This is a genomic window from Pseudoalteromonas sp. OF7H-1 (genome assembly GCF_022347825.1).
In the GTDB taxonomy this organism is placed as follows: Bacteria; Pseudomonadota; Gammaproteobacteria; order Enterobacterales; family Alteromonadaceae; genus Pseudoalteromonas; species Pseudoalteromonas maricaloris.
In genome coordinates this window covers 215,539-231,808 of the sequence record NZ_JAKRFX010000004.1, presented here as the reverse complement: position 1 = coordinate 231,808, position 16,270 = coordinate 215,539, and the positions used below count along the sequence as shown (strand labels likewise).

The following is a 16,270-nucleotide window of genomic DNA, read 5'->3' as shown; positions in this document are numbered from 1 at the left end:
TGCTCATACGCTGTTATGCCAGTGCTACAAATGGACTGATATTAAGCATCGCGACAGCAACCGAACCGGAGCGAGCTCGGCTTGGTAGTTTGCGTCGCCATGCATCAAACTCTCGCTGCTGAGCACCTTCTAAAATACTATTAAGCTGAGATAAGCCCTCTTCTTGGCTACACTTAGTTCCTCCTTTACCCATATGCTGCAACACTTCGTCTAATTCCTCTGTGCAAAGTATATGCTTGAGTATGATAATAATCGTATTTTCGCGCTGCTCATTTAAGCCCTGCCAGCTGTAGGTATCTGAGTCGATAAGGCTAGCGAGGTTAGGGTTCGCTAATAAGTTTAGAAATGCCCCCTTGGACTCAGGTACCGTAAACTTCAACATTTCGGGTGCTTGTTCAACTCTTTGCATGATAGCCTTGGCTTGTTCATGAATTATTACTTTAGTTCGCCACCATTCATCTATGTCTTTAGCAGTTCCACCAACAAACTCAGTAATATCTTTACCTGTTGCTATATGCATGGCTACTGCTTTATAAAGCACGTTAAATGCCAATGGCTGTATAAACTCGAGATAATCATAATCATTATTTTTAAGCTGGTGATAAACAAATTGGGCAAGCGTGACGATTTCATCGACACCTATCTCACAGACTAACTCTCCGCCAGCACCTACGCCCCAGATAAGTCCCAATTTCGCGCGAAGTATAAACCTTCCGTCTTCATAACCAATAAAACACCCGGCATGTGCACCGGCGCCAAATGCGCCTTCTGCCTTTCCACCTAATTTAGCTAAATCACAAAAGCTAGATTTACCGGATTTTTCTGGGTTATCCCATTGCAAAGCACCTGTTAACTCACAGCCTGCGGATACCCCAGCAAATGCACTGAGCTCGCCTTTTACAGGTTCAAACTTGCGATCGGCGCGGCTAAGTGCTTTTACTTGTTCAGGGGTTAATCCCTCAAGCATCATTTTACCTTGCTTTACTGTGCAGCCTACATTTGCCGCCGCTTGTAATTTCGCTCCTGCATAGCCAAAAAGGGCAATGGTCGCATTTAATCGGATCGCGCCTAAGTTTATCTCACGCTCTTTGGTCGTATTTTTAAGTGGCATCATAAACTTAAATTCATACCCATTTTTATTAGGGTAGTAACCACTCATTGCTGCTTTTGCTTCACCAACTGCAAAATCGACTTTGCCATCAGCTTGAAATGAAAAGACACCATCCTTTGGGCTAAAGTTTGCCGCAATGCCTGCACCATGGGTATAGCGCATTAATCGCGCCTCTGCACTGGCATCAAAATAGTCGCTTTTTTCAAACCTTTTTATATTTAGATCTTTATTAAGCTCCCTAGCCCATTCGCCCCATATGGTTGTATACGTGTCGACGAGCTTCTTATCATACTTAAAATTGACCTTTAGCTTGCTCAAATCATTTTTAAGCGCTTTGTTCAGTTTCTTACGGTCTAAGTTGCCATTCGCATCGCTAAAACGACGACCGTTTCGAATGTCCGTATCAATTTTATAGCGTCTAAAGTGGTTTGCCATTTTATCACTACGCACATAGGTATACTTTCGGCCTTTAAAGCCAATGACTTCGGTAATCTTATTAGCGGTAGGGCCTGAAACAAGTGGTTTTAGGGTCTCGTTTAACGCCTTTTTTGCGTCAATTACTTTATCATCTTGTTTCGAGAGGTCTTGTTGTCCAGCCAGCGCTTGCTTTAACTGCTCCATGGGAGGGTTAAGTACTTCCATTTCTTGCTCTAAAATATCGGCAAGTGACTGGGTGACCGCTATAAAGCTGTTATCTTCTGGAATATATATAAAATCAATAATTTCCAGTTGGTCTTCGGATTCTTCAACCGAAAAACTCACGGAGTGCGTCGCACCTCCGGCTTCAGCGGTTAATGTGTATTCCCCCGCCACAAGCGGTAGCGCCAACTCCCAATCATAACCTCTGTCTGGTATGTAGTTGCCATTAACTTGCTCCAATATGGCTGATTTTGAACCTGACGTTGGCCCTTTCCAGATTAAGTTAACGCTGTTGCTGTTATAAAATTGTCCTTTCACTAGTACGTCAAAGCCGGTATTCACCCTGACTTTATCACCCGCTTTGGGAGGATTTTTTATAGTAAACTGAGGGTGATTGAAGCCATATATACGGCTTTCATTTGGTGTGCCAGTATACTGCTCGACAACACTCGCGGCAGTTTCTCCCGGCCCTAATACATGATTTGCAAAACGTCTTTTAGTGGCTTGGTTTTGCTCTAGTTTTACGATTTGCTTTGGATTAGGTTGACCAATAATGACAGATGGCGCAATAGTATCTATGGGTTGTGCTGTACTTTCTAGCTTAGTGGGTGTTTTTTTAATGCCAGCGTTACTCTTACCCATTGACGGTCGCGTTGTACCTGCTCCTTGGCTGCTATTGAAGCCCACACCATCATTTTTTGAGTAATCGCTTGTAGCAGCATATTTAGCTGCAGCACCTAAATGTGCACCGTTTTGGCTTAACTCTCCCGCCCCACCCGAGAAGCCTTTACTGCCACTAGAACTGAACTGACCTTCCACTTTAGCCTCAAGCGCTGACTTTTTAATAAACGCAAAGATCTCCTTTATATTGCCTTGAGAAACCGTTTTGAGACGTTGTGCTTGGTTATTTGAAATAACAAGTAGTTGTCTATCGTCATGGTGATGAAGTCCACCATGCCAGTAACGAGCTTCTTTTGGGTCAATACGAATATAGTCAGTGTGATGGGGGTTAAGTGCTTTAAGAATGATGGTGGGCACTTTAGCCATCGGCAACTTGGTTGGTTGTGCCGAATTTTTTACGTCTGAATCTGACTGAAAAAGTGAATCATCGAATGTACCTTGCTGTGCGTCTTGCACAAGCGCAGGCCACTTGTCAAAAGGCTTCATGCCAATCCTTCCTTGTTTATTCCGGTTGTTCCTCATCAATGCACTTTGCTACTCATCAATGAGCGCGAGATAGTATTCGGGGTAGATTTTATACTGATGGAGTCAGTTATTCAATCAAGGAAAAATTTTGCTATTTAACCTGAGGTTTGGATAAGAAATGAACTAACTAATTGTTTTTAAAATAATATTAAATTATTTCCTTGTCTAGCCAGAGAGTTTTAGGGGTAATTAGGCGAATTTACGCACCAATAGCTTGCTATTGGAAGTGAATTCAACGCAGTTAGCGCTAAAACTGGCTGCTAGAAAGGCATTAATTATCCGAAGCTCAGGTTATTTACCTGTTCTAAATGATGAGAAATTTTTAACGCCGTTAGCGCCTGATTAGCTCCCTCAAATTAAGGAAGTGTAAGATAAAGTGGTATGACATATCATTGTCAAAAAGTCCCTGTAGAGTTTAATCTAGGTTACTCTAACACGCTCAAAAGTTAGTTGGTGCGGTAATATTTTCGCGTTGAACAGCGCTTTGACAACAACAGGGCCAACTTAACCAAAGGCGATTAAAGGAGTTAGCATGACCAGTTATGTATCAGAAATAAAGGCGCTAAATCGCGGGCTAAGTGTTAAGCCACCCATAACACATCCTGCTATTGATTCAAAAAAACACTACAAAAGCGAGTTAAAGTACTGGCAAACCCAACTATTACATGTGCAACAAGCCTATTTTCATCAAGGAAAGCGCGCTATTTTAGTGTTTGAAGGCTGGGATGCGGCTGGTAAAGGAGGCGCGATTCGCCGCATGACAGAAAAGCTCGATCCGCGCGGCGTTAAGGTCTACCCAATCGCAAAACCAACACCGGAGGAACAAGGCCGGCATTACCTGTATCGCTTTCAAACTAAGCTACCACCTCGGGGCACTATGACTATTTTTGACCGTTCATACTACGGCCGAGTGTTGGTAGAACGGGTTGAAGCATTTGCTAATGAGCAAGAGTGGCACCGCGCCTATCAAGAAATCAATGAATTTGAGCGTCTGCTGACAGATGATAACGTCCGCATTGTTAAGCTATTTTTACACATTAGCGAAGACGAACAACTCAAACGCTTTACAGAGCGTTTAAATAATCCGTATAAGCGCTGGAAACTAACGAAAGAAGATATTCGCAACCGCCAAAAGCGACAAGATTATGAGCAAGCAATTGATGATATGTTTGCTAAAACCGATACAAATTTAGCGGATTGGCATTTGATCCTCGCGGAACATAAATGGTATGCCCGCGTACAAGTGATGAAAACCATTGTCGAAGCGTTAAGCAAGGGGGTTGATATTAGTCCCCCACCTATCGATAAAGCCGTTGTAAAACTGGCAGAATCTCAATTGGGTATTGTTCAAAGGGAGGACTAATCCATGAATCGTCACGACTATCTTGCATCTTACTTTAATGAGCGGGAAGGCATTCACGTAAGCAATGAGTGCAGTAAATTCGACAAAATGAGACTCAGTCCATTTCGGTTCTTCCGTGGTAGTGCCGCGCTTATGTATAAGGACTTACTGGAGCAACAACTACAGTTACCTGAAGCGGCCACCAGCCTGCCACTCACCTACGTAATGGGCGATTGTCATACGGGCAATTTTGGCTTTCATAGTGAAGAAGGCAGCCACGGCGATACCCTAATTTTTGAACCTAATGACTTCGATGATGCCTGCGTCGGACACGCTGTGTGGGACCTGTTTCGCTTTTTAGTGAGTTTACCGCTTACCCAACTAGAAGGTGGGCGTATTCAAGAGCAAGCTCAGGATATTAAAGACCGAAGTAAACCTTTGGTCAGTAAAGAGCTGGTTGCCCAAGCACAATTGGACTTTTTACACAGCTACCTAAAAGCCTGTCAGTTGTCGCTGGAACATAAGGTCGATAGCAACACAGGCTTAACCGAATTTGATAATAATCATATACTGCATAAACGATGGCAAAAAGGGTTACAAAGAATGGCGGGTGGTGCCGCGTTTACGATAAAAAGCACGCTCGCAAAGGAAATCGACCTTAGCATTAAGCCGCTGCGTTTTCGCGAAGACAAACTGAAGTTTAAGCAACTTGACTCCGATTTAAAAGAAAACCTTATTCATCACTTTGCGCCCTATGTTGATGACGAAATTTTAGATTGTGTTGAGCGTATCGACCAAGGCACAGGCTCATTGCATCTGAGCAGATATTACTTGTTGGTTGGCCCAAACGTACAAAAGCCCACTAAAGATATTTTGCCGCTATGTCACATTGTGGAGGTAAAACAACAGCAACTCGCTTCGCCTCTGGCTTACTTTGTAAATTTAAGCCCAGTGAATCGCTTAGATCCCGCACACTTAACCGTCAACAGTCAAAGAAAAATGCAGCGCCGTACCGATCTCATTTTAGATAATGCATTGTGGCAAGGCAGCCATTGGCTGGTACGCTCGCGCCATCATGCTCGCGTTGGTATAGACCCAGAAGACATCACCATTGGTAAGCGTGCAGCGACTAAGTCGGGCTTTAGCCAATATGCAGAAGCATGCGGTAAAGCACTTGCCCTTTCACATATGCGAGCAGATAGACGATCCTTACAATTTCAAGAAGATGCCGTAGCCATTTTGCCTAGTCTCATCGATGAATTGGTCAAATCGGCCAGTCATTACAGCGCGCAAGTCGTAGCCGATTGGCATTGGTTTTGCGAGCAATCCCAGAGCTAAGCAGTTGCGCACTCAACTTGCTTTTGCTTTGGAATGTCTACAATCAGACCATCCTCTGCGATGATGAGTGCATTGCTAAAGTGCAACTTGGCCTCTTCAATAAGAGGCTGCAGCATGCCCTCACCATGATAGCGCACGCTAAAGTGAGTGAGCGCGAGCATGGGCACTTGATGTAATTGTGCAAACTGAGCGATGCGCTTGGCATCGCTATGTCCTGTATGAAATCCCACTTTATGAAGATCTGCAGCGGTAAAGGTAGCTTCATGAACAAGCAAATCGACCCCTTTTATCATCTGCGATAGCAAGCCGGGCTTTTCGTTATCACCACAAATTATTGCAACTCGAGGTTGCCAACTATAAAAACTGTAGTCATCCGAGGTTAAAAGTCGGCCTTGGTATTCTACGTCCTGGCCCTTTTGCAACAGGTTGTAGTGGCCGCCAGACGCAATGCCATCTTGCTGAAGTTTATCTATTTTTAACTTGCGAGGAATGCACTTTTCCGTGAGCTTATAGCCAGCACTGGGCACTCTGTGTTGTAGCGCTATGGTTTCGATATCGCAACTTTCAAGCGGTAGCTTATCGTTTATTTCTTCAAAGGCGATGGTGATTAAGTCAAAACTTAGTCTCACCTCTGTCAGTGTAAAACAGCTTTGCACAAACTGAATAACGGCCCTCGGCGCAATTAATTTTAGCGGCGCTTTGCGAGAGTTTAATGCCATGGATGAAATGAGTCCGGGTAATCCATAGCAATGATCCCCATGAAGGTGGGTAATACAAATCGCTTCGAGATGATATAGGGTTAACTCACTGTGCAGCAGCGCATGCTGGGTCGCTTCGGCGCAGTCAATTAGTACCCAGGCTTTGGTATTTTCAAAGCTTACTGCCGCTGCCGACATATTACGTTGTTTAGATGGGCTACTTGAAGAAGTGCCAAGAAAATGTACTTTCACGCCAAAACCGTTTACTTTTTAAGTGGGTATACCATTGTAACGAATAAATAACGTAATAGCGAAGCGCGTGCTCGCCTTGCAACGTAATCTCTAAGGAGAAGATGATGAATTTGATACCTTCGGACAGCATGATCTTAGTGATCGATATTCAAGAAAAATTTCGTCCTCATATTGAGGTATTTGGCGATATTGAGCGCCAAGTAACCACCCTGCTACAAGCTGCAGAACATTTGTCTGTTCCTGCACTGATTTTTGAGCAATATCCCAAAGGGCTTGGCCATACAGCACCGAGTTTACTTGAATTTAATCTTCCGGTTATCGAAAAAACCGCGTTTAGTGCTTACCATGTTGAATCTTGCAAGCAAGCTATTCAAGAATATAAACGCGACACCATCGTCGTGGTTGGCCTCGAAAGTCATATCTGTGTACAACAAACCGTCAATGACCTGCTTGCGGACAATTTCAACGTGGTGATAGTTGCCGATGGTATTTGCTCACGTAATCCAAAACACACAGATTGGGCGCTAATGCAGATGCAGGCAGATGGCGCACGCTTTTTGGCTTTAGAGTCTATTTTATTTCAGTGGCTAAAATCGGCCAAGAATGAGCAATTTAAGGCAATTTCAGCGTTAGTTAAGTGATCGGCTATCACAGTGAAAGCGTATTCCAAGTATCGAGGTGAACAATGAAAAATGAATTAGATAGCAAATTCTTGTTAACGGTGTTCGAGCATATTCAAAAGCACGGTGAAGTAACCGAAGAAGGTAAACGCTATGAGGGCATAGTGGCCTATTCAGATCCAGATGGTTACACCATATACCTGCAAGGCAGTGGCGTGTTACTGCGCTCTGGGTTTCATAATACTTATCACTTGGATTATGAACAAGATAAGCACAAAGACGATTTCATTAAGAAGCTAGATTACATTTTTAAAGAGGCGAATGAGTAGCTTATATCCAAATACCAACCGAGGACGTCGCGTTAGACGTCCCCACCCTGAAAGCAAACAAACCCGCGCATATGTAAGTAAGGTCGTCGAAGCGCTCAGGGAAAATCCAAATAAACTCAAGATAATCAAACAGAACTGCGATGAATTTCGCCAGCAACGCTATTTAAAACGTGGCTTTTTGCTCGCCATCGAACGCTTTGATTGGGTGTTTGCAGTGGACGATGACGTAGAGCGAATATGCCAGCAGATCCTCGCCGACGACTACATAGGAAAACGCCTACGCCGTTACCCTTTATTGTTTAAGGGGGTGTTAGATGATTAATCTCGTTTGGCTCAAACGTGACTTAAGAGTGTTCGACCATAAACCACTTTACGAAGCGTGTAATAACGGCAGACCAACCCTGATCTTGTATGTTGTTGAGCCCGAATATTGGCAACTCCCCGATACCAGCGAAAGACAATTTCAATTTGTAAAAGAGTCGCTGTTAAGCCTTGCTGAGCAGCTGCAGCTTTTAGGTGGCACGCTGACGATTCGCCAGGGCGATATCATTGAAATACTTGAAAAGATCCATCAACACATCGCGATAGCAACCCTTTATTGCCATCAAGAAACGGGGAATGCATGGACATTTGCGCGCGATTTGCGTGTTATTGCCTGGTGCAAAGAAAGACACGTAACGTATGAAGAATATCGCCAACAAGCCGTATTCAGGGGAAAAGTGAATCGTGATAAGTGGCAACAGCAAGCCGAAGACTGGCTGCAAAGCGACTGTCTACCAACTCCTTCAAAAATCAATTCACTGCTGCAACAACATAGTGGCATTGCACTTTTAAATGACTATCCTGGTAATGACAGCAACTCAGCGCCAAAGCCACAATTAGGTGGACTCAAAGCCGCGCAGCAAACCTTGAATAGCTTTTTTAATTATAGGATAGACAACTATTTATTTGGTATCTCAAGCCCGGTAAAAGCTGTAAACAGTAGCTCCAGACTCAGTCCGTATTTGGCCTATGGCGTGCTAAGCCTCAGGGATGTTTTACAACAAACTCTTGCATTAAACGTTGACTCAAAACGCAATAAGAGCGGTTTTTTATCACGGCTTTACTGGCATAGCCACTTTGTGCAAAAGCTCGAATCAGAGCCGCTTTATGCAGAGCGTGCTGTGCATGCGTCCTTAATTGATATGCGTGCGAGTGAGTTTGATCCGCAACGCTTTGAACTTTGGGCTCACGGTAACACGGGCGTCCCCTTTATTGATGCCTGTATGCGAATGCTTATCACCACAGGCTGGATAAACTTTCGCATGCGCGCCATGTTGATGGCGTTTTCAAGCTATCACCTATGGCTTGATTGGCAAAGGCCTGCCGCAAGACTTGCCACTCTTTTTGTCGATTATGAGCCTGGGATCCACTATCCTCAGGTACAAATGCAGTCAGGCACTACTGGGATAAATCCGTTTCGTATCTATAACCCCATAACTCAGGGACAAAAATATGATCCTGAAGGCCAATTCATTCGCCGCTACATTCCTGAGCTGAATCATGTTCCTACACATTATTTGCATACACCTTGGTTTTATACTGGTTTAAAAGAAGATCAATATCAGCGGCCAGCCATATTACCCGATGACGCAGCAAAAATTGCCCGTGAAAAAATCTCTGCATTTTATAAACAACATCTAGATAAAAATGAAACAGGCAGAGTGCGTCACACTCACGCTTCAAGGCGCCGCTCAAGTCGTGGGCGCAAAAAACAAGCAAGTTCTGATAAAAATCAGTTAAAACTATTCTAACTGATTTGTTTTTGCACAATGTTCCGCCTTTCAACCCAGAAAGAGGACAAATAGCCGCTTAAGCATGACCTCATGTAAAAAAAATGCTAAGGTTGCGCCATTTTTTGGAACTGAGAATTTAGCTATGTCAAATGCTGTAGAGACGCAAGCTGATAGTCAGGACCAACAGGGGCAAAAAGGGGGATTATTTAATCGCTTCTTGGCAACTGTTGAGTTCTTAGGGAATATGCTTCCCCACCCTATTACTTTGTTTGCAATGTTTTGTATCGCCATCGTGTTATTTAGTGGTATTGCCGATTGGATGGGGCTATCTGCCATCGATCCTCGCCCAGAAGGCTCCGCGGGTCGCGACCCCGACGGTGTCATTGAAGTCGTAAGCTTAATGAGTGCTGAGGGTTTGCAACGCATTGTGACAGGTCTTGTGACTAACTTTACTGGCTTTGCACCACTTGGCACTGTACTTGTTGCATTACTAGGGGTTAGTGTTGCAGAACACTCTGGCATGCTATCAGCTGCAATGCGCGGCATGGTAATGGGCGCTTCAAAACGCCTTGTTACCTTTATGATTGTATTTGCTGCTATCTTGTCTAATACCGCATCAGAACTTGGCTACGTTGTACTTATTCCGCTTGCCGCAATGATTTTCCATAGCCTTGGTAGACACCCACTTGCCGGCTTAGCCGCTGCATTTGCTGGCGTATCTGGTGGCTACAGCGCAAACCTGTTACTTGGCACCATAGATCCGCTATTAGCTGGTATTACGACGCCAGCTGCGCAGATGATTGACCCAACTTACCAAGTAGGACCTGAAGCGAACTGGTACTTCATGATGATTTCAGTATTCCTAATAGCCATCGTGGGAACCTTAGTCACTGAGAAAATCGTAGAGCCACGTTTAGGGAAATACGACCCTAAAGAAGCCAGCGTTGATTTAAGTGAAAACAATATCGAGAAACTTTCTGCAAAAGAAAAATCAGGCCTCAAATGGGCGGGCGTATCACTACTCGTAGTAAGCATTCTACTTGCCTTAACCATAGTGCCTGAAGATGGCATTTTACGTCATCCGGTAACAGGCGAAGTGGCAGGCTCACCATTTTTAAAAGGGATCGTGGTATTTATCTTTGTAACCTTTGCTATTCCGGGTTTTGTGTACGGCCGTGTGGTTGGCACCATGAAAAATGACCGCGACATTATTGATGCAATGAGTAAAAGCATGAGCTCGATGGGCATGTATATCGTGTTGGTATTCTTTGCCGCTCAGTTTGTTGCATTCTTTAAGTGGACAAACCTAGGTACTATTCTTGCGATAAATGGCGCAGCACTGTTACAGGCGCTAAACCTAACTGGCCCTGAAGTATTCGTACTGTTTATATTCATGTGTGCACTCGTGAACCTAAGCCTTGGTTCATCATCAGCTCAATGGGCTGTCACTGCACCGATATTTGTTCCAATGCTAATGCTTATCGGCTATGCACCAGAAACCATTCAAGCAGCGTACCGTATTGGAGATTCAGTTACTAACCTTATCACTCCGATGATGAGTTACTTTGGTTTAATATTAGCGGTTGCGACGAAATACAAAAAAGATATGGGTATAGGTACACTAGTGGCAACAATGTTGCCGTACAGTATGTTCTTCTTTATCGGCTGGGTAGCACTATTCTACGTGTGGGTATTTGGCTTTGGTCTACCAGTTGGACCTAACTCTCCTATCTACTACAATCCGTAGCTAATACTTTAAAATTATCTAAATGCCAGCATTTGCTGGCATTTTTATTTGTGAAAACCTCAACCCTCACCTAAGGTTGAATAGGAGACAGCGAAGAAGGAGCCGATTTTGGATACCAATAACCTTGCAATTATTACATTGGTATTAAACTAACTTCACGTGATCACTGTTATTTTATGCCCTGTTCCTGAGTGATACACGTGACCTAACATTAGGTGAATTATGTATACACTCTTTTACTATCCACAAAGTGCGAGCCTTGCGCCTCATATTTTATTAGAACTCATTGGTGAGCCTTATCAACTTGAACTGGTGGATATCAAAAAAAACGCCAACCGTAGTGCACAATACTTAACACTAAGCCCTGCCGGACAAGTACCAGCCCTCGTTGATGACGACTTTACCTTATTTGAAAGCGCTGCAATTTCTCAGTATCTTGCTGAAAAGCACATTGACAAGCAACTTATCCCAACTGAGCTAAAACTAAAATCACAGTGCCTGCAATGGATGCATTTTATGAGCGCTTCTATTCACAGCGACTTATTGATGTATACCTACCCCGAACGACACACCCAAAGTGCTTTGATGTATGACGACCTTATTCGCTCGCAGCAAGGCCGATTAGAAGAAGGGTTTGGTATTATTGATACCTTACTTGCAGACAATCATTACCTGTTTGCAAATCAATTTACGCTGTGCGACAGCTATTTATTTATGCTTTGTGAACGTGCGAAGACATTTTTAGAAAAAACGCCTTCGCTTAAGAATTTACGCCGCTATTATCGCCAAATTGCGGCAACACCAGCGATTAGCAAAGCCTTAGAAATGGCTGAGTTTTAGCCTGAACGATTAACGTTAATAAGTACAATACCGGTCAGCACAGCGATCACGCCCACGACTTTTTGCAGGTTAATAGGCGTATAAGGTACACCAAAGAGACCAAGCTGACCGATCACCATAGCTACCACCATTTGACCACACAAGTAATAAGCCATTAGGTTACCTATACCCATTTTAGGAATTAAAAAATAACAGAGTCCCACCCCTGTTGCACTTAGCACCCCACCTAAACACCACAAGTACCAAGGCACCGCTTTTAGTTCTGAGGTTGCTGGCAGCACGTTATCAGATACCCGAAAGGCAATAAAGGCATAGAAGGCGCTGACAGTAAACGCCACTCCTGCTGCCAATATCGGACTTTTTAATAAACCGCCAAGCTGTGCATTCATGCTTGCCTGCACCGCGATTGCCCCCCCTGCGAAAACAGCTAATATGGCAAAAATCATCGTCACACCTCAATATGCAGCAAGTCTCTAGATTTCCTTACTTTGCTTGTATTCGCGTTCACATCCGTACTATCACGAATGCCAATTGGCGCAATTAATACCGTGCGTAAGTTTAAGGATGAAAGACCCAACACGTCATCGTAGGCAACCTTATCGATACCGGTCATCGGGCAAACATCAATTTCCATACTGGCGGCTACCAACAGTAATGTACCGAGGGCCAAGTGAGCCTGCTCAGAACACCAGCTATATTGAGACGCACAGTCCATAGTGTGTAGCGCGTCTTTCATACCCAATTCCATCTGTGCATAGATAAGCTCATCAAGATTTCGATTCGCCTTAAAGTCTTGAATGTAGCGCTCTACTTGACTATCAATAGATGACATATCAGCAGCAAAAACTAATAGATGACTATTATCAAGCACTTTTTGTTGTCCATACGAATGCGGTAGTAATGCTTTTTTTATCGATTGCTTGGATATTTGAATAATCTTATAAGGCTGTAAGCCAAATGCTGAAGCACTCAACCCCGTTAGTTCGATTAACTTATCGACTTTGTCTTGCGCAATGGTTTGCTCAGAAAATTTGCGGACGGCGTAACGCCAATTCAATAACGATTCTAGTTGTGATGTATTCATAAGTTGCTCTCCATTATGTGTGAGGCAACTTTAACAAGGTGAAGAGCTTGGCTCATTTACCTATGTAAACGAACCTGAATTTTTTAACGATTTTCTTATTCGGCTTAACTGTGTAGGAGTGATCCCAAGGTGTGACGCTAAATGGTATTGCGGTACACGCTCAGCAAGCTCTGGCTGCTCTTTTAAAAATGCAAGATAGCGCTCCGTGGCATCTAACTGCACCATATAAAGCTCTCGCTTATCCTTTTCTAACAACCAATTCTTTTCAAGATACAGTATTTGAAATCGCATTAATTCCGAATTATCCATCAGCAGTGCTCTAAATTTCTTAAAATTAATTAGCACAACCTCAGTCGGTTCTAAGGCTTGGATCCCCTGATTAGCGGGTTCAGCACGGTGCAAAGCATGCATTACACCAGGAAATTCCCCCGCCACAAAAAAACGCTTATTATATTCCTGCCCAGCAGCATTGGTGTTAACTAATCTAACTAACCCTTGATGTAGAAATGCAAAAGTAGTCAGATACTCTCCTTCTTTGTAAAGCCACTCATCTTTCGCGAGTAGTTTGATGCTGGTGATCGCAGCAATAGCGGACCAGGTTTCTTGAGAAAGTGGATAATAGGCGTCTACCGCTTGTTTTAATCTTGTTAGTGCATCCATGAGTTCTAGCTTTATGATATTATTCGGATTAACTATTCCTATTTGCAGTGTCTATGTCAATCTCTAGCCATTATCAAGCACAAATCGAATGTGGAAATCTTACTCCTGATGCAGCGCAGCAAGCTGCAATTTCAGCCTTAGATGCCCTTTCTCAATCACTCGCTTGCGGTCACTCGAATAAAGGCATCTATTTTTATGGCCCAGTTGGTCGTGGCAAGACCATGCTGATGGATTGGTTTTATGAATTCACTGACGTCGCAAATAAAACTCGCCTACACTTTCATCACTTTATGCAACAGGTGCATAAAGAACTCAATCAAATACAAGGTGTGAGAGATCCTTTAAAGCGGATCGCCCAAAACTGGGCAGAGCACACTTCTGTGCTGTGCTTTGATGAATTTTTTGTCACCGATATCGGCGATGCCATCATTATGGCGAGATTATTTGAAGCCCTTTTTGAAGCTGGCGTGACCTTAGTTGCAACCTCTAATTGTCACCCAACCGAGTTATACAAAGATGGATTACATAGAGACCGCTTTGAACCAACGATAGCACTGCTTATAAGTCACTGCGATGTCATATCTGTATGTGGTGAGACAGATCATCGATTTAGCAAAGGTACAACGGCAAACCACTACTTCGTCAACAATAAACAAGCATTTTGGGACGCCTTTACTAATGCCGGTGGCATATTCAAACCGGGCGCCCTTGAAATTAATCATCGTCTAATTAACGTGCTTGGCGCAAATGAAAGTGTAGCATGTTTTGATTTTATGGAGATCTGCTCAAGCCCTCGCGCTACCAATGACTATATTGAGCTTGCACAGCAATTTAGCTGTATTTTTATCTCTGAGTTACCGCTACTGGGTGTTACTCCAGAGAATAAAGATGTAGCACAAGGAACTGAGGAAGGCTATATCCGCCCAAATAACTCAATGCAACCTAGGATTGGCGACGATGAGGCCAGACGACTGATTGCGCTTATCGATGAGTGTTACGAAGCCAAAGTACTGGTTGTTTTTTTGGCAGATGCGCCGATTGAGCAAATTTACCAAGGAGAACAACTGGCATTTGCATTCGCTCGCTGTATTAGTCGAGTGACAGAAATGCAAAGTTGGTCTCTTAGCGCCTGCTGAGCTTACAATTTTTGTCATTGTATAAATTACAACCGAGTGCTAACCTGTTGCAAATAATAATAAAAAAGGATGTTTTCATGAAAAAAGCCACAATCATTGCTCTTTTTCTTTTTATCTCATTCCCTTCACTAACAACAGAAGCACTGTGCAACAACACGTGCATGCAAACTCAAACACAGAATTATCTCGACAGTCTTGTTACGGTTTTTATTAAAGGTTCAACAGTCAAAGATATCGACGCGCTACTGTCTCAATTACATGACAACGTAAAATATGAACATGAAGAATATGATGCAGACTTCGATAAAACTAAATGGCGTAAAGCATTCATCAAACAATTAGAGCTGGGTTCTTTTGACGATACACCTAATACGCAGGCAAAAATCCTGAACATCATCTACGGCAAGCGCCATGCCGCCGTAGAATACTCATACGGTAAAACAGATCAAGCCGGCAACTGGACTAAGGGCCATGTAAAGTTTGCTCTATTTGAATTCACGGATAAAAAAGTCTCCCTTGTCAGAGAGTACTGGTGACAGTGACTAATCAACAAAAACAAGCTCAGCTCTTTATTCCTGACTCTTTTATGCCACCAACAAGGGTTAGCACAGCGCATTTTTCTTTTACCGTACTCAATGACTAATTGCGACAGTAGATTATGCGCTGGTGATGGCTAATCAAGCACGTTTGCAAGGCATATTTGGTCCGAATTCAGACTGGCCGAAAGCTTCTATGACTTTTGAGGAAAACATTGCGAGTTTAGCCACCCACAAGAAAGAATTTATGTCGCGAGCGGCATTTACTTATGCGATTTACACCAGACACAGTGAAAAGTATATCGGTTGTGTCTATATCGATCCGCCGCAATCTTCAGATTTTGATTGTGATTGTGATGTCTATCTTTGGATAGGAGCAGAAGATACCACGTTGGATAACCTACTCTATCAAACAATTACTCATTGGTTAAAAACGGCATGGCCATTTTCTAAACTTGCATTTCCCAGTCGAAACGTTGCATTTAATACAGAGTAAAAAAACTATAAATTAAGGAAAATCATAATGAAAGTTCGATATGCACTGCTGCCCCTCATGCTGGTTTCAAGTCTTTGCTCCGCAGAAGCACTGAGCAACAAGGTTAACGCTTACTTCGAGGCACAAAAAGCCGTTGAACACCAATATTCAAAAGAGTCTGATGTTACTCACCTACTTACGCTTTTAACGCCAGACGCCTCATTCGAGCACCCTCGTTTTAATGCCGTGTTGTCAAAAGAAGAATACAAAAAAGGCCTACTCAGCTATCTAGGCCAATACGGAAAATGCGATATCGAAGTCACAAACATCATTGAAGGACTTAATGCGGTGACCGTTGAGTATCTACATCCTTGCGTTGATCAGCAAGGTAACACGGATGAAAAAGAAAATAAGCAAAAGCTTATGACACTGTTTGAGTTTAGCGGCGAAAAAATAAAGCGTATTCGCCACTATTTTTAAGT

General features: G+C 43.3%; 17 protein-coding genes. 12 read left to right on the top strand and 5 right to left on the bottom strand.

Annotated elements, in window-relative coordinates; genetic code table 11:
- Positions 1 to 13 precede the first annotated feature (13 nt).
- Complete coding sequence (locus MHN30_RS07070) at positions 14 to 2,917, bottom strand: hypothetical protein (protein WP_130165475.1); 2,904 nt, start codon at positions 2,915 to 2,917, stop codon at positions 14 to 16.
- A gap of 571 nt (positions 2,918 to 3,488) precedes the next feature.
- On the opposite strand from MHN30_RS07070, the gene MHN30_RS07065 reads away from it, so the two are divergent.
- A complete protein-coding gene (locus MHN30_RS07065; RefSeq protein ID WP_130165474.1) occupies positions 3,489 to 4,319 on the top strand; it encodes a polyphosphate kinase in 831 nt (276 codons plus the stop codon).
- Between the two features lie 3 nt (positions 4,320 to 4,322).
- Positions 4,323 to 5,636, top strand: coding sequence for a DUF2252 family protein (locus MHN30_RS07060; RefSeq protein WP_239359062.1), 1,314 nt, complete (start codon positions 4,323 to 4,325; stop codon positions 5,634 to 5,636).
- On the opposite strand, the gene MHN30_RS07055 is transcribed toward MHN30_RS07060, so the two are convergent.
- Positions 5,633 to 6,586 (bottom strand): ribonuclease Z, encoded by a 954-nt coding sequence (locus MHN30_RS07055; RefSeq protein WP_239359061.1) that lies wholly within the window; start codon positions 6,584 to 6,586, stop codon positions 5,633 to 5,635. The two genes, MHN30_RS07060 and MHN30_RS07055, sit on opposite strands and share 4 nt — an antisense overlap.
- Before the next feature lie 101 nt (positions 6,587 to 6,687).
- Between MHN30_RS07055 and MHN30_RS07050 the strand changes: the two genes are divergently transcribed.
- From MHN30_RS07050 to MHN30_RS07025, 6 genes are all read left to right on the top strand, one after another.
- A complete protein-coding gene (locus MHN30_RS07050; RefSeq protein WP_223193527.1) occupies positions 6,688 to 7,227 on the top strand; it encodes an isochorismatase family protein in 540 nt (179 codons plus the stop codon).
- Between the two features lie 44 nt (positions 7,228 to 7,271).
- A complete protein-coding gene (locus MHN30_RS07045) occupies positions 7,272 to 7,535 on the top strand; it encodes a DUF3081 family protein (RefSeq protein WP_010373027.1) in 264 nt (87 codons plus the stop codon).
- Entirely contained in the window at positions 7,528 to 7,857 is a 330-nt protein-coding gene (locus MHN30_RS07040; protein ID WP_130165472.1) for a hypothetical protein, read from the top strand. Before MHN30_RS07045 ends, MHN30_RS07040 begins: the two co-directional genes overlap by 8 nt.
- Positions 7,850 to 9,328: a deoxyribodipyrimidine photo-lyase gene (locus MHN30_RS07035; RefSeq protein ID WP_239359060.1), complete on the top strand. Its 1,479-nt coding sequence runs from the start codon at positions 7,850 to 7,852 to the stop codon at positions 9,326 to 9,328. The genes MHN30_RS07040 and MHN30_RS07035 overlap by 8 nt, the downstream gene beginning before the upstream one ends.
- Before the next feature lie 124 nt (positions 9,329 to 9,452).
- Positions 9,453 to 11,057, top strand: coding sequence for an AbgT family transporter (locus MHN30_RS07030; protein ID WP_175401246.1), 1,605 nt, complete (start codon positions 9,453 to 9,455; stop codon positions 11,055 to 11,057).
- A gap of 222 nt (positions 11,058 to 11,279) precedes the next feature.
- Positions 11,280 to 11,897: a glutathione S-transferase family protein gene (locus tag MHN30_RS07025; RefSeq protein ID WP_099028636.1), complete on the top strand. Its 618-nt coding sequence runs from the start codon at positions 11,280 to 11,282 to the stop codon at positions 11,895 to 11,897.
- Here MHN30_RS07025 and MHN30_RS07020 read toward each other — a convergent pair.
- From MHN30_RS07020 to MHN30_RS07010, 3 genes are read right to left on the bottom strand one after another with little or no spacing between them, the layout of a single operon-like run.
- A complete protein-coding gene (locus MHN30_RS07020; protein ID WP_017216748.1) occupies positions 11,894 to 12,343 on the bottom strand; it encodes a DMT family transporter in 450 nt (149 codons plus the stop codon). The genes MHN30_RS07025 and MHN30_RS07020 overlap by 4 nt on opposite strands.
- Positions 12,344 to 12,345: 2 nt before the next feature.
- A complete protein-coding gene (locus MHN30_RS07015; protein WP_130165470.1) occupies positions 12,346 to 12,981 on the bottom strand; it encodes a nitroreductase family protein in 636 nt (211 codons plus the stop codon).
- A gap of 60 nt (positions 12,982 to 13,041) precedes the next feature.
- Positions 13,042 to 13,641 carry a Crp/Fnr family transcriptional regulator gene (locus MHN30_RS07010; protein ID WP_130165469.1) on the bottom strand — a complete coding sequence of 200 codons (600 nt, stop codon included), beginning with the start codon at positions 13,639 to 13,641 and terminating at the stop codon, positions 13,042 to 13,044.
- Positions 13,642 to 13,694: 53 nt separating this feature from the next.
- Here MHN30_RS07010 and zapE point away from each other — a divergent pair, with 53 nt between their 5' ends.
- The 4 genes from zapE (at position 13,695) to MHN30_RS06990 (ending at position 16,268) form a co-directional block, all read left to right on the top strand.
- A complete protein-coding gene (gene zapE / locus MHN30_RS07005) occupies positions 13,695 to 14,777 on the top strand; it encodes a cell division protein ZapE (protein ID WP_130165468.1) in 1,083 nt (360 codons plus the stop codon).
- A 77-nt stretch (positions 14,778 to 14,854) separates the two neighbouring features.
- The gene (locus tag MHN30_RS07000; RefSeq protein ID WP_130165467.1) at positions 14,855 to 15,313 is read left to right on the top strand and encodes a hypothetical protein; all 459 of its coding nucleotides are present in this window, start codon (positions 14,855 to 14,857) and stop codon (positions 15,311 to 15,313) included.
- A gap of 133 nt (positions 15,314 to 15,446) precedes the next feature.
- The gene (locus MHN30_RS06995) at positions 15,447 to 15,809 is read left to right on the top strand and encodes a hypothetical protein (RefSeq protein ID WP_239359059.1); all 363 of its coding nucleotides are present in this window, start codon (positions 15,447 to 15,449) and stop codon (positions 15,807 to 15,809) included.
- 27 nt (positions 15,810 to 15,836) lie between these two features.
- Positions 15,837 to 16,268, top strand: coding sequence for a nuclear transport factor 2 family protein (locus tag MHN30_RS06990; protein WP_211857115.1), 432 nt, complete (start codon positions 15,837 to 15,839; stop codon positions 16,266 to 16,268).
- Positions 16,269 to 16,270: the final 2 nt, after the last annotated feature.